We start from the raw sequence: 13,994 nt of genomic DNA, 5'->3' as shown, positions 1-13,994 counted from the left end.
CAAAAAAATTATTTAAATGTCCAAAACTTATGAATAACGAATGTTATAAACGGCATTATAGCAACTATCAGGAGTGTGTGCAAATAGCTGTTTTGCACAGGAAAAGCATCGGAAAGAAAATACGAAGCTAAAAAAGTTCCATACTGCACCAAAAAAAATTTCATAAATTTTTTAAAATGAAAAGTGCTGTGAAAGACATATAAGGTCTGAAAAACATAAGAAAAAACGAAGGCTGTAAAAAACGCAAAAGTATTGGCAACAAATACTGAAGCCGAAAAAAAATAAATAATCGCCCATGCACTCAGAAGATGCACAAGTGTTGCGAGCACTCCAAAAAAACCGTATTTTGCCAGCTGAAGCATATGACTTTTAATATTCATCTTCTACTATATAAATCGGTCTGTTTTTTGACTCTACATATATTCTGCCGATATACTCGCCGAGTATGCCTATGCCCATCAACTGAATACCTCCTAAAAAGAGTACTACAGTGATCATAGAAGCATACCCTGGAGTGTCTGCGCCAAACAAAAGCGTTTTTAAGATAATCCATGAACCATAGACAAAAGAGATAAAAGCAAGACCCAAACCGATGTAGAGCCACACACGAAGCGGTGCCGTTGAAAAACTTGTGATACCGTCAAGCGCAAAGTTCCAAAGCTTCCAACCGTTAAAACTGCTGTCTCCGGCGATACGCGCGTCTCTTTTGTACTCAACCACCGCTGTTTTAAAACCGAGCCAGGCAAAAAGCCCTTTCATAAAACGCTGACTCTCAGGCAGTTTTTTCAGCTCATTGACAACACGTCGCGACATTAACCTGTAATCACCGACATTATGCGGAATCTCAATATCTGAAATTTTATTATGGATTTTATAAAAAAACTCGGCACTGATACGTTTGGCAGTACTGTCGGTTGTACGATCGACACGCTTACCGACGACTACGTCATAGCCTTCTTTGTATTTTTTGATAAAATCAAGTATCAGTTCAGGCGGATCTTGCAAATCAACATCTATAGGAACGACAACTTCCCCTTTGGATGCATCAAGCCCTGCCGTAAGCGCTGCCTCTTTGCCAAAGTTTCTTGAGAGGTTGATAACACGGACATTGCCATACTCTTTGGATTTTTCTTTAAGCACAGACAAAGTACTGTCACGACTCCCGTCATTGACAAAAACGATTTCAAAATCTTCATCAATATATGCTAAAACAGAGAAAATTTTGTTCAGAAATATATCTATAACATCTTCTTCATTGTAACAGGGAACAACTATGGATAAAAAAGGATTACTATTTTTCATACACGAATTATACCTTTTTTAATTTTATTTGTGTACACTTACAAAAAAATTAAAAATATGGATCAATATTGACAGCAACTATTGACACAAGAATTGATTTTAAAAAATACATAAGCCTTATTTTAATCGCTTATGCCTTTAGTTTTCCAATATCAAAAGCCGCTACAAATCTTTTTGAAATGCTAGCTATTCTTTTATGGATAATAGAGGGAAACTGGAAAGAAAAATTTGAACTTTACAAACATAATCTTCTTAGTATTGCAATAGCACTTTTAATAGGATTTAGCCTTCTCTCCATTCTTTGGCATGGAAATGCAGAAATTACCCTAAAATATGTAGCAAAATATCGACATTTACTTATTATATTTGTATTTTATTCTTCATTTGATAAAAAATATACTTCACATATACTATCAGCATTTCTTTTATCTATGTTTATCAGTGAGATTATGTCTTATGCTATCTTTTTTGAGGTGATTCACTATAAAAACATTTCACCTACAGACCCTTCCCCTTTTATGAGTCATATGACATACAGTACGATTTTAGCTTTTACAATAAGTATTTTATTAATCAAACTCTTTTATGAAAAAAATTTAAAGTACAAATCTTTTTATATTCTCTTTTTTCTTACGGCAACAACTAACCTTTTTATAAATGGAGGTCGGACAGGACAAATTATATTTATAAGTTTGATATTTTTCACAATTTTTAGTTCCATGAAAAACAAAATAAAAGCCTTTATAAGTTCTTTCATAATACTCCTGATTACTTTTAGTTTAGCTTATAGTTTTAGTAAAAATTTTGGCAATAGAACACATCAACTTTATACTGATTTCAACAATGTAGTTGCGTATAACAATTATACAGGAAGTGGAGGCTCAAGAGTAGCCTTGACTATTATAGGAGTTGATACCTTTCTTAACCATCCATTACTTGGCACAGGGCTCGCTTATAACATGCACAATATAACACTCTACGCAAAAGCACATAATTTCAATGTTCAACAAATGTCAAGATTTGCTGACTATCATAGCACTTTTCTTACATTATCTACCCAGCTTGGTATTGTCGGTCTACTTATTTCTTTACTAATTATTTATGTTTTACTGACCTTTAAAATTAAAAATATAGAATACAAACTAATGAGCTTTTTATTCGGGCTGTCATTTATAATATTTTCATTTACACATAACACTTTCCATACCATGAATCCTATGATCTTTTTTGCTCTTTTTGCAGGACTTTTTAATACAATTCAAAGATTAGAGACACAATATGAACATTGACAAAATAGTAAAACTCATACGATATACTGCAGGACTTCCAAAAAGTATTTATGTCAATCTGAGACTTCTGCCACTTTCACAGGCAGTTTTTCTGCCTATAATAGTTTCCCGTAAAACAAAACTGCGTTCTTTATCTGGAAAAGTGCAACTCTCCACAGTAAAAACTGGCATTGTTCGTATAGGTTTTGGTGGGTCAGATATGATGGATTATTCCTATGAACGAACTATTTTAAAAATTACAGGAAAGATTCATTTTCAGGGCAAAACAAAAATTGGCGTAGGTGCAAAAATAATGGTCAGCGGAAACCTTACTTTAGGAAACAGATTTGATATCACCGGTGACGCCATGATAATCTGTGCTAAAGAGATTGAAATCGGAAACAATACTATGATAGCGTGGCAAAGCATCCTTATGGATACTGACCAACATGCTATTTACAATGCGCAGCATACTGTTATCAATCAAGATAAAAAAATCACTATAGGCAATAATGTCTGGATAGGGGCAAGAAGTTTGATACTCAAGGGGTCTGTAATTCCGGATGGCTGTATTGTCGGTGCAAATACAACAATTACTAAACCTTTCAGTACAAAAAAAAGTATTATTGCCGGCAATCCTGCTAAAATTTTAAAGGAAAATATAAGTTGGAATCATTAATGCCTCCAGTTCGTAATACCTTTTTTCACAACAACAGCCGGATTGCCGACAGCGATAGAAAAAGCAGGAATATTTTTTGTCACAGTAGCATTGATGCCTATCACACTCCCCTCCCCTATATCTACTCCTTTTAAAACAGTAACGTTATCAGCAAGCCAGACGTGTTTGCCTATTGCAATGTCTTTTCCTTCATTAATAACAGTAGTATCGATATAAATAAAATGCCCGTCCGAAGTCATAATTTTTACATTTCTAGACAACATACACTCATCTTCAATAACTAATTTTTTGCCCTCTTTTGCTGAGAGATAACAACCGTGACCTACAATAGTATTTTTGCCTATATATAAAGAGCAATTATCCCCTAAAAGTTCTATTTGTGTGTATCGTATCGTCACACCATCTTCAATAGTCAGGCTATTATTCTTTCCTTTTATAGAAATATCGGAGTTTGTAATTTTTACATTTTTAGCAAGCGACAAAGTAACGCTGCCTTTGATTCTTATTTTATTGCGAAGCTTTTGAAGGAGTGTGAATTTTTTCATTTCATTACTCTGTAGAGTTTGTCAAGCTGTGCAGTAAAATCAAACTTCTCTTTCACTTTTTTTAAAGCTGCTTGAGCAATTCGTTCTTTTACATGTAAATCATTATGTAAAAGTCGGATTTTCTCTCCCAAATCATCTACACTCCCATCAAACAACAGCCCATCCACACCATCATCTATAATTTCCAACGGTCCCCCTTTACATGTAGCTATAACCGGAATTTTATTTGCCATCGCTTCAATCACTACAAGACCAAATGTTTCGTTTTCTGTAGCAAGCACATTTACATCAAAAAGTTGCATATGTACATCTACATCTTTTGTAAAACCGGTAAATATCACTTGTTGTTCTATACCCAATTTTTTTACATACGTCTGCAACTCCTGTGCATATTTATCATCCATAAAAGCTCCCACAATGACTGCTTTTATATTTTCCTCTTGTAAATCAGCAACAGCTTCTAAAACCTTATACTGCCCTTTGCCTTTTTCTATCCTCCCGACAATTCCTACAACAAAAGTATCTTGAAGTTGATACTTTTGTCGCAATTCAGCCACTTTATTGGTATCTATCTTTGGAGCTTTTACACCAAGATGTACCATCGCAATCTCTGGTCTCACTTCTGCAGGAATGAACTTTTCAAGCTGCTTTTGTACCTGCTGGGTTACAGCATGTATCATATCAATATTTTTATAAAGCCATTTATGGTAAAAATCATCTTTAAATCGGGTCATCCCCATATGTCGACTCTGCACTAATCTTGGTTTTTTCCTACTCAATATTTTTGCCAAAACAGCTGTTACGATATCTTTGCTCCAGTGAAAATGTACTATATCAATCTCATTTTCATCTATATATTTTGCCAGTTGCAAAGCCGGTATAAATGGAAAAAACTTATTTCTTTTGAGACTAAATTTATCATTTATTTCAAGATAGTTATCCAGTTTGCTTTGTGGTGCTACAACCACTTTACATCTACCCTTTTTAGAAAATTCTTCATAACAACTCGCCACAAACATCTCAAGCCCACCCAGTCCATGTGCCAGACACAACTCTAAAATATTGTTATTTTTCATACAGTTTGTCTATGAGTTGTTTTGTAGCAGCGTACACATCCGCAACTTTCGGTGAGGTATATTCAATATTAAAAACACAGTCGTGTTTTTCTTCGCGTGGCCAATACCGAAACGGCGGTATATGAAAAAAGATGCCTATTGTCGGAATTTCCAATGCAATGCCCATATTTCGCACACCTGTGTCATTAGAAACAAGGCATCGGCTGTTTGCCAAGAACTGCATTACTTCTTCTATAGGCATAACTTCTTGAAGTTTTATGTTTTTTCTCTCTTTAAGCGGTTCATAAATTTCATAAAATTTTTCATCTTTGCCGATACCCTGAAGAATAACATGATCATAATCCTGATAGTTTTGAGACATCTTTTCAATTAACTCCCGAAACTTATCTTCTTCCCAACACTTGCTTTTTGTTGAAGCACCAGCAAAATAAACAATTTGTTTAAGATCCTCTGTTTTTGGATATATTTTTTCCAATCCATAATGAAGCGGAAACTCTGTTTTTGCTCCTAAAATATTGAGCATGTGTTCTACAGAAACAGCCTCCACAACAAAATCACTTCTAAGTGTTGCTATATCAAAAAACATTCTTCTAACAGTTCTATACGGGTAGCCTATTTTTAATTTTGCCTGAGACAAAAACACAAGCAAAAGAGTGATTGTGCTATCAGTCAAATCAAATATAATATCTTGGGGAGGAAGCTTTTTTGCTTCTTTGATTCTTCTCAATATTCCTGTCTTAGAGCCATCTTCTTTATATCTGCTCATTACATGTAACTCATCTATTAAATCTTCAGGAATTCCGTACATGTAATGCTTTATAACACTTAAAGTTATTTTGGCATTAGGAAAAAATTTGCGAAGTTCAATCAGAAAAGGGCGTATATTCATAAAATCACCGATTGCCGCATGTCGGATGACGGTTATACTTTTTATATCTTTTGGTTTTTTATCTTTTAAATATTCTCTCGCATATTTTGAAGCATAGGCACTGCCTCTTCTAAAATTTAACTTCAACATAATCCCTTTTTTTGTATAATTGATTTTATTATACAAAATTATTTATGAGAAATATATGAAATATGAAATAAATCCATTATACGAAAAGAGTTTAAAAAAATTTCTACTCAACATTCAACAATATTTTAAACAAAATAATAACACTATCCACAAAGCAAGAAATGAGTTAAAAATCATCTCTTATAATAAGACAGAGACTGTTGTTAAAGCATTTAAAGTGCCCAATATTATTAACAAAATTGCTTACTCTTTTTTTCGTGATTCTAAAGCAAAAAAATCATATAAATATTCTCATAAACTTCAAGATTTTACTCCTATGGCAATTGGATATATTGAATTTTATAAATTTGGCCTTTTAAATGAAAGCTATTTTGTAAGTGAGAAATTTAACTATAATTTCACAATTCGAGAACCGCTCTTAGATATAAACTTTCCCGATAGAGAGAAGATTTTTCGTGCTTTTGCTCGTTTCACTCTAAAACTACATGACAACAATATCTTTCATGATGACTATTCGCCCGGAAATATATTGATTAAAAAAGAGAACGAACAATATACTTTTAAAATAGTAGACATTAATCGTATGAAATTTTTTAACTTAAACGAGAATGACAGAGCCAAAAATTTTGCAAAACTTTGGGCAAATAATAAAATTTTAACAATCATAGCAGATGAGTATGCCAAGTATCATAAAGTAAGCGAAAGCTTCACGCAACAAGTGATTTACCATTCAGATAAAAATAAAAAAATAAAGAACTTCAAAAAGAGGCTCAAAGGAAAACCTGTTAATGACTAAAATTGCTCATATCTCTTGTGTTATTATTGTAAAAAATGCTGAGGAGACTATACAAGATGTTTTGAGTGCTCTCAACTCTTTTAACGATGTTGTAGTTTATGATAACGGCTCACAAGATGAAACTATTAACATTGCAAAAAAATTTCAAAATGTACATTTAATCCAAGGAAATTTTATTGGGTTTGGTCCAACTAAAAATCATGCGGCAACATATGCAAAAAATGATTGGATACTTTCACTCGATGCAGATGAAATACCTTCAATGGAACTTATTACAAATATCGAAAAAACTAAACTTCAAAAAAATAGTGTTTATTCCATTAGAAGAACAAACTTTTACAAGAATAATCAAATTAAATACTGCTGGGCTGATGATGAAATTATTCGAATATACAATCGGTCAATAACTTCTTTTACAAACGAGCATGTTCATGAGCATATTGTAACAAAAGAGTTGCATAAAAAACTGATAAAAGGTCAAGTGAAACACTACCCTTACAGCACGCTAGAACAGTTTATCAATAAAGCCAACACATATTCCACTCTTTTTGCAAAAAACAATGCAGGCAAAAAAAGTTCCTCTCCGGCAAAAGCCTTTTTTAACGGAGCCTATTCTTTCATAAAAACCTATTTTTTCAAACAGGGGTTTCGCGACGGCTATGTGGGACTTGTCATCGCCTATTCGCATATGGTGACAAATTTTTATAAATATATCAAACTCTATGAACTCAACAAAGAACTAAAAGACAAAAAACCCGGTCAACACTAAAGTGCCGGCTGGTGCATGCCTGCATATTTTTACACATTTAACAAATCCTGTTTCACTGCTTCAAACATCTCTACACGCTTTGCTTTATCACTCGGCAGCATATAATGTTTTTGCAGTTTTTCATCCCCAATACTTTTCCATCGCGAGGCACTTGCAAACTTTGAATCACCGAAAAAAGTCATTGTCGGTGTTCCAACCAAAGAGGCTAAATGATAGGTACCTGTAGAAGTAGAGACAAAAAGTTTAAAACTGCTGATAAGTTTTGCAAAATTTACGATGCCTTCATTTGAGAGATAAAAAATAGCACCAGTATCTTGCAAACGCTTTTGCATCTCTTCTTTCAAGTTTTTTTCATCTGGACCAAAAGTTAATACTACGCTGTACTTGTTTACATGTAAGGCTTCACGAATTAGTATCTCATACTCATCCAAATTCCAGTTGGCATCTGAAGAACCGCCAAAACCGACATGAAAAGCTATAACATCTTTTGTTATCTTATACTCGTCACAAAACTTTTTATACTCCTTTTTGGCATCATCAAATTGAAGCAGTGGTTTTGGATACTGCCGTTGAATGTCAGGAAAAAGGGTTTGAGTCAGTGCAAGATTGTATTCAAACTCAGCCATTTTCACTTCAGAGCGTCTCTGTTTAATTCGCTTATTATAAAAAATCTGTGCTATTTTTGTTGCAGGGGCTATTCTAGTCTGTATTCCTGCTAAAAATTGTGCAAATGCCACCCTTGTATTTGAAAAAAGTGTGATTGAAACATCAATATTTGCTTTTTTTAACTTTTTAGCAAGCGAAAAAACAGAGCTTTCCCCATCATCTACAATAACCTCATCAATAAAATTACATGTAAATGCCAAATCTTTGTTCATTGGAGCGACAAGTGCTATGATTTTATTTTTGGGATTATGCTGTTTGAGAGCGTACATAGCCGGCAATGCCGTTATAAAATCGCCTAGCTTGTCTGTTCTTACTACCAATATTCGCATTGCATATTATCCCAATTAGAAAATTCAAAACTAGAAGCCCGCACTGAAGTACGGGTTCCGAAAAAGCCTCTTAACGTAATGATATTGAGGCTAAAGTGCAGGTTGTGAAATATTTCCAGGAACCGGTACTTTAGTGCCGGCTATTGCATTTTTTTACTCTCATCCGAGATTACAGCAAGTCCTGATTCCAAAACTTCATAATTTTTAAGTATTTTATCTTAAAATAGATATAATGCTACTTATGAAAAAACCTTTTATCTGGGATAACTATTCCGACCAACCGGCACTGCTGCAAGACAAGAGATACAAAAAATCTATGCGTAAAAAAGAGAAGTTTTCCTTGCTTTTCACACTTGTCTCTTCTTTGTTTATTCTTCCCTTGAGTATTTTATTGATGCCCTTTGTTAAGAGAAAAAAAATAGAGACTAAAAAATTTTTCTCTTTAGGTGTTGACTGGCAAAGAAATACCCAAGAGACACAAACAATACTTGCAGAGTTGGAAGTAAAAAGCATCCTTGTCCGTTTTAAACTCTGGGAGATGGACCAACTTGATGCGCTTGCGACATTTATAAAGCAAAACAACGACAAGCAAATTATACTTAAAATCCTGCAGGACCGTGAACATATAGAAGATTTACAACTCCTTAAAAATGACTTACATGTAATCTTTACAAAATTGGGCACCTCCGTAACACGCTATGAAATCGGTTCAACAATTAACCGTGCAAAATGGGGATTTTTTTCAGTACGCGAATACCTTGCTTTTTATAAAGTTGCCTATGATTTGAAAAAAAACGAATTTCCCGATATCAAACTCCTAGGCAGCGGTGTTATAGATTTTGAATTTCACTTTACCGTACATACTCTTTTTAACTTTTGTAAATGCAGGTATGACGGCATTGCTGCACTTTTATATGTTGACAGGCGTGGTGCTCCTGAAAATACACAGCTCGGATTTACCCTCAGCGATAAGATTGCCCTGCTAAGCACTCTGGTATGGCTCTCTTTAAAAACAAAACAGGAGTTACATGTAACCGAAGTGAACTGGCCTCTCTCAAATACGGCACCGTATGCACCAACAAGTGAGTATGAATGTGTCAGTGAAGCACTCTATGGGGATTATATGCTGCGCTACTATCTTTTGGCTTTTGCTTCCCAGCAGGTCGATTCTGTTTCCTGGCATCAGCTCATCGCTCCGGGCTACGGTCTGGTTGACAACAGAGAAGGAATCAAAAAAAGAGAAGCTTTTTATACTTATCTGTATATGGTTCAAACACTTAAAAATGCCCAGTTTTTACGCATGGATATTAAAAGAGGCTACTACACAATGCAGGTGCTTGTCAATGACAAGATACTTCAAATTCACTGGTCACTCAAAGAAACAACCCTCCAAAATCAAGACTTCTTTGATGTTTACTCCAAAACCGGTGAAAAAATTAAAGACGAAACCTTGACTGTCGGCTCCTCCCCTTTGTATATTTTCATTACAAAAGAGGTAGGAAAGCAGGTCAATGCAAGCGAGCGTATCTAATATGAAAATTTTAATCATTTTGCCAAACTGGCTGGGGGATGCCATTATGGCAACTCCGGCCATAGAACTTCTGGCTTTGAAATATCCCAATGCGCAGTTTACCTTTGTCGGCAGTTATGTCAGCATAGAAGCGCTCAAACACCACCCTTTATGTGAACGTGCCATTGTTGATGAGACAAAAAAAGCCCCTTCACGTTTTATGGCAACCTACAGACTGGCGAAAGAGTTGGGAACTTTTCATCTGGCAGTCAGCTTTCGGAATCAAATTTACTCTACCCTGCTACTGCGTTTTACAAATACTGTCATCTGCTGTGCAAGGGCTTCATGGCACTCAAGACTACTCCTTTCACATACGCCAAAGATTAGAACAAACCAACATTTAGTAGAGCAGTACACACAAATTGCCATGGCGAATGTAGATAATTTTACTCAAGAAATTCCACCTCTCAAGCTTTACATAAAGGCAAAAAGTTTTGAAAAACCGACACTTGGCATCAATGCCGGTGCAACCTATGGCAGTGCAAAAAGATGGTACCCTGAACGCTTTGGAGAAGTTGCGGCTTATTTTAGCAAACAGTACGACATTATAATATTCGGCGGACCAAATGAGATCGAAATGGCACAGGAGATAGAAGATAATCTCAAAGCATTACATGTAAACAACTATACAAATTTAGCAGGAAAAACAAATATAGAGGAGTTGTGTGCCAATATCGGCGGTTGTTCTCTTTTTATAACCAATGATAGTGGACCAATGCATGTAGCTGCTGCTTATAAAGTACCGACTGTTGCTATATTCGGACCCACAAAGTACAAAGAGACCTCACAATGGAAAAATGAAAAAAGTATAATAGTAAGGCATGAACTTGAATGCAGCCCTTGTATGAAGCGGGAATGCCCGCTCAAGCATCACGACTGTATGAAAGGGATTACAGCCTCTGAAGTGATAGAGGCTGTAAAAAAGTTAGAAATTTAAAATTCAAATTTAAAGCCAATATATCCTGATGCATTGTATGTGAAATTTCCTCTGAAATCATCGTAATCAGTTCTGATGTGTCGGTATCCAAGCACAACATGACCGTGATCAATAACCTCGGCATCACATTCCACTCTGTATTCAAAATATTTATTTGCTTTGTCAAAGCTTAAAACTTTTGGTGCATAATAAACATCTGCATGTAAGGCCATAGGGACGACTGTTACCGAAGGTAAAGCATACTCAAGTGCAATTCCCAAAGGTAGAGTTCTATAATCCTTTGTATAGTTTGCTTTAACACCCAAACCAACAGACAAATCGCTCTCGCCCACTGCTTTTTTCATTAAAAAACTAACTTCATACAGTGCTTCATTGTTTATACGATTTGCATTATCGGCATCTAAAAATCGAACGCCCACAAACATCGTTTCCGGTTCAACATTCTCATTAAACTGTCCAACATCCAGATTTGCATTTAACTCTAAATCTTCATTGTTTATATTGATACTGGCACTGTTCATTGCAAATGCAGCCACAGCCGAAGCTGCCATTAAAGTGATTTTTTTTAACATGTTTTTCCTTGTATTTTTTCTATGGTTTTTGTTGTACTTTTGCCATCGACAAAATCAACCAATCGTAACTCGCCAGCAAATTCCGTACCTATAACCTCTTTTCCCGCATAATCTCCGCCTTTTACAAGCACATCCGGCTCTATCATTTTTATCAGTTCATAAGGTGTATCTGCTTCAAAAGGCACGACAAAATCGACCGCTTCAAGTGCAGCCAGCAAATAGGCTCTGTCCTCTGCCGGATTTACAGGACGGCTCGGACCTTTGAGACGAGAAACGGAAGCATCAGAATTCAGGCCAACTATCAGCACATCTCCGAAGCTTTTGGCAATTTGCAAATACTTTACATGCCCTACATGTAAGATATCAAAACAGCCGTTTGTAAAGACTATTTTTTTACCGTTTTTCTTATATCTTTGCACAATTTTTGCAATCTCTTCAAAACTTTTTATATGAGCATCTGAGGTGCTTTTATGCAAAGAAGCCTCATAATCTTCTATCTCATCAATGGTTACTGTAGCCGAGCCTATTTTACCAACCACGACACCTGCCGCCAAGTTTGCAAATGCCGCTGTCTCTTCAAGACTTTTGCCGACACTCAGAGCAAACGCGATAGAAGCTATCACCGTATCACCCGCACCTGTTACATCAAATACTTCTTTGGCAACGGTAGGAAAGATTTTTACTTCCTCTTCATATGTTGCTATTCCCTCTTCTGAAAGTGTTATCAAAGAGACATCCAAATCACACTCATTTTTCAGTTTCAAGAGTGCTTTTTTTAAAGAGGTTTCATCCTTTATATCAATGCCTGTTGCCAATACCGCCTCTTTTTTGTTTGGGGTAAGCAGATACGCTCCACGATACTTTGAAAAATCTTTTCCTTTTGGGTCTACCAGTACTTTTACATTATGTTTTTTTGCCAACGCAATAATACCCTGTGAAAGTTCCTGTGTTAAAACACCCTTGCCATAATCTGACAAAATAACAGTATCATACATAGCAATTGTATTAGCAAGGGATTCTAAAATCTTTTGTACACTCTCATTGGAAATATTGTTTTTACTCTCTTTGTCATATCGTAAAATCTGTTGGGAAACAGCAATCACACGACTCTTTTTTGATGTTTTTCTTTTTTCCTCAATAATGAGATTTTGTGTATTGACATCAATAGCATGCAACATTTTGACAAGTTCTTTGCCATTGTCATCATCACCCATCACACTGCTGACACTGACATTCGCACCCAAAGCTTTTAGGTTGTTGACCACATTGCCGGCACCGCCTAAAACTGTCGTTTCTTTATTGATATCCACAACCTGCACAGGAGCCTCAGGAGAAATCCGCTCACAACTCCCCCAAAGGTAGTGATCAATCATCAAATCACCCACAACCAAAATGTTTGGTTTTGCCTCTTTAAATACCTGCATCTATTTTACTTCTGTCTCATAGATACGCTTGATTTCTGGAACATACGCTTTTATACCCTCTTCCATCTCATAAGCCGGCGCATAACCCAAAGCCTCTTTTGTTGTTGCTATATCGGCTTCTGTATGAAACTGATACGAACCGATAAACGGGTTTGGAATATATTCGCATTCCAAAGAGGTACCCAACTCTTTTTGCAAAATATCCACAATATCCTGAAAACTTCTCGCCTTGCCCGTTCCGACATTGTATATCCCACTTGTATTTGGTGCCATTGCTTTAATATTTGCCTGTATAATGTCTTCTATATAGATAAAATCACGAAGAATCTTATCACTCCCTTCAAAAAGCCGAGGATTTTTTCCTGCAAGTATCTGATGTCCAAACTGTAAAACCATCGAAGCTGTCGTATTTTTAAAATACTCACGTGCACCGTAGACATTAAAATAACGAAGCCCTACTATATTAATGTCGCACTCTTTCATATATTCACGGCTTAAATGATCCATAGAAAGTTTTGAAAAACCATACACATTGTTGGGTGCTTCTCTTCCAACACGCTGCGGAGACTCTGCATTTCCGTATGTTGCCGCAGAAGAGGCATATATCATATTTGCATTATGCGCCACAGCCAGGTCAAGCAAATCTTTATAGGCATTGACATTTGTTTTTATCATCAAATCCTGTTCCTGTGCCGTTGTATCAGAGATGGCCGCTTCATGGAAGATGTAATCAAAATCATAATTTACTTCCAAATCAAGCAATAAATCTTTATCATTAATATCACCACTGATAATTTCACCACTAAAGCCTATGAGATTTTTAAAATGCCCAAAACTTTTTAAATTCCCGTTACTGAGTGTTTCTCCGCTTCGAAAGCTGTCAAGCACCACAACTTTGGCATCCGGATGGTTTTCTTGAAAATAAAATGCTAAATTTGAACCGATAAATCCCGCACCGCCTGTAATAAGTATTGTTTTGTCTTTTAAGTCATCTTCTGTGTATCGCATCTTCCCATCCGTAATCAATAAATTTTAATAAAATG

At 35.7% G+C, this 13,994-nt stretch carries 15 protein-coding genes; 6 read left to right on the top strand and 9 right to left on the bottom strand.

Features of this window, described 5'->3' with window-relative positions; translation table 11 throughout:
* Nucleotides 1-8: 8 nt before the first annotated feature.
* Both FJR45_RS04130 and FJR45_RS04125 read right to left on the bottom strand, forming a co-directional pair.
* Nucleotides 9-380, bottom strand: a complete 372-nt coding sequence (locus FJR45_RS04130; RefSeq protein WP_193151478.1) for a GtrA family protein — start codon at nucleotides 378-380, stop codon at nucleotides 9-11.
* Nucleotides 370-1,302, bottom strand: coding sequence for a glycosyltransferase family 2 protein (locus tag FJR45_RS04125; protein WP_193151477.1), 933 nt, complete (start codon nucleotides 1,300-1,302; stop codon nucleotides 370-372). The genes FJR45_RS04130 and FJR45_RS04125 overlap by 11 nt, the downstream gene beginning before the upstream one ends.
* 68 nt (nucleotides 1,303-1,370) lie before the next feature.
* Here FJR45_RS04125 and FJR45_RS04120 point away from each other — a divergent pair, with 68 nt between their 5' ends.
* Together FJR45_RS04120 and FJR45_RS04115 are read left to right on the top strand one after the other, a co-directional pair.
* Nucleotides 1,371-2,591, top strand: coding sequence for an O-antigen ligase family protein (locus FJR45_RS04120; RefSeq protein ID WP_193151476.1), 1,221 nt, complete (start codon nucleotides 1,371-1,373; stop codon nucleotides 2,589-2,591).
* A complete protein-coding gene (locus FJR45_RS04115) occupies nucleotides 2,581-3,249 on the top strand; it encodes an acyltransferase (protein WP_193151475.1) in 669 nt (222 codons plus the stop codon). Before FJR45_RS04120 ends, FJR45_RS04115 begins: the two co-directional genes overlap by 11 nt.
* Here FJR45_RS04115 and FJR45_RS04110 read toward each other — a convergent pair.
* From FJR45_RS04110 to FJR45_RS04100, 3 genes are read right to left on the bottom strand one after another with little or no spacing between them, the layout of a single operon-like run.
* Nucleotides 3,246-3,794, bottom strand: a complete 549-nt coding sequence (locus FJR45_RS04110) for an acyltransferase (protein ID WP_193151474.1) — start codon at nucleotides 3,792-3,794, stop codon at nucleotides 3,246-3,248. The genes FJR45_RS04115 and FJR45_RS04110 overlap by 4 nt on opposite strands.
* Nucleotides 3,791-4,870 (bottom strand): glycosyltransferase family 4 protein, encoded by a 1,080-nt coding sequence (locus tag FJR45_RS04105; RefSeq protein ID WP_193151473.1) that lies wholly within the window; start codon nucleotides 4,868-4,870, stop codon nucleotides 3,791-3,793. Before FJR45_RS04105 ends, FJR45_RS04110 begins: the two co-directional genes overlap by 4 nt.
* Complete coding sequence (locus FJR45_RS04100) at nucleotides 4,860-5,888, bottom strand: glycosyltransferase family 9 protein (RefSeq protein ID WP_193151472.1); 1,029 nt, start codon at nucleotides 5,886-5,888, stop codon at nucleotides 4,860-4,862. The genes FJR45_RS04105 and FJR45_RS04100 overlap by 11 nt, the downstream gene beginning before the upstream one ends.
* 55 nt (nucleotides 5,889-5,943) lie before the next feature.
* On the opposite strand from FJR45_RS04100, the gene FJR45_RS04095 reads away from it, so the two are divergent.
* Both FJR45_RS04095 and FJR45_RS04090 read left to right on the top strand, forming a co-directional pair.
* The gene (locus FJR45_RS04095; protein WP_193151471.1) at nucleotides 5,944-6,684 is read left to right on the top strand and encodes a lipopolysaccharide kinase InaA family protein; all 741 of its coding nucleotides are present in this window, start codon (nucleotides 5,944-5,946) and stop codon (nucleotides 6,682-6,684) included.
* Complete coding sequence (locus tag FJR45_RS04090; protein WP_193151470.1) at nucleotides 6,677-7,453, top strand: glycosyltransferase family 2 protein; 777 nt, start codon at nucleotides 6,677-6,679, stop codon at nucleotides 7,451-7,453. The genes FJR45_RS04095 and FJR45_RS04090 overlap by 8 nt, the downstream gene beginning before the upstream one ends.
* A gap of 29 nt (nucleotides 7,454-7,482) precedes the next feature.
* Here FJR45_RS04090 and FJR45_RS04085 read toward each other — a convergent pair whose 3' ends face one another.
* Nucleotides 7,483-8,448 (bottom strand): glycosyltransferase family 9 protein, encoded by a 966-nt coding sequence (locus FJR45_RS04085; protein WP_193151469.1) that lies wholly within the window; start codon nucleotides 8,446-8,448, stop codon nucleotides 7,483-7,485.
* 241 nt (nucleotides 8,449-8,689) lie between these two features.
* Here FJR45_RS04085 and FJR45_RS04080 point away from each other — a divergent pair, with 241 nt between their 5' ends.
* The gene (locus FJR45_RS04080) at nucleotides 8,690-9,979 is read left to right on the top strand and encodes a glycosyl hydrolase (RefSeq protein ID WP_193151468.1); all 1,290 of its coding nucleotides are present in this window, start codon (nucleotides 8,690-8,692) and stop codon (nucleotides 9,977-9,979) included.
* Nucleotides 9,960-10,955 carry a lipopolysaccharide heptosyltransferase II gene (gene waaF / locus FJR45_RS04075; RefSeq protein ID WP_226966468.1) on the top strand — a complete coding sequence of 332 codons (996 nt, stop codon included), beginning with the start codon at nucleotides 9,960-9,962 and terminating at the stop codon, nucleotides 10,953-10,955. The genes FJR45_RS04080 and waaF overlap by 20 nt, the downstream gene beginning before the upstream one ends.
* Here waaF and FJR45_RS04070 read toward each other — a convergent pair.
* The 3 genes from FJR45_RS04070 to rfaD are packed head-to-tail and all read right to left on the bottom strand — an operon-like array spanning nucleotide 10,952 to nucleotide 13,959.
* Entirely contained in the window at nucleotides 10,952-11,527 is a 576-nt protein-coding gene (locus tag FJR45_RS04070; protein ID WP_193151467.1) for a YfaZ family outer membrane protein, read from the bottom strand. The genes waaF and FJR45_RS04070 overlap by 4 nt on opposite strands.
* Nucleotides 11,521-12,951 (bottom strand): D-glycero-beta-D-manno-heptose-7-phosphate kinase, encoded by a 1,431-nt coding sequence (rfaE1, locus tag FJR45_RS04065; protein WP_193151466.1) that lies wholly within the window; start codon nucleotides 12,949-12,951, stop codon nucleotides 11,521-11,523. The genes FJR45_RS04070 and rfaE1 overlap by 7 nt, the downstream gene beginning before the upstream one ends.
* The gene (gene rfaD / locus FJR45_RS04060; RefSeq protein ID WP_193151465.1) at nucleotides 12,952-13,959 is read right to left on the bottom strand and encodes an ADP-glyceromanno-heptose 6-epimerase; all 1,008 of its coding nucleotides are present in this window, start codon (nucleotides 13,957-13,959) and stop codon (nucleotides 12,952-12,954) included.
* Nucleotides 13,960-13,994: the final 35 nt, after the last annotated feature.

This window comes from Sulfurimonas sediminis (genome assembly GCF_014905115.1).
GTDB classification, from domain to species: Bacteria; Campylobacterota; Campylobacteria; order Campylobacterales; family Sulfurimonadaceae; genus Sulfurimonas; species Sulfurimonas sediminis.
This window is presented reverse-complemented; position numbering and strand designations above follow the sequence as displayed.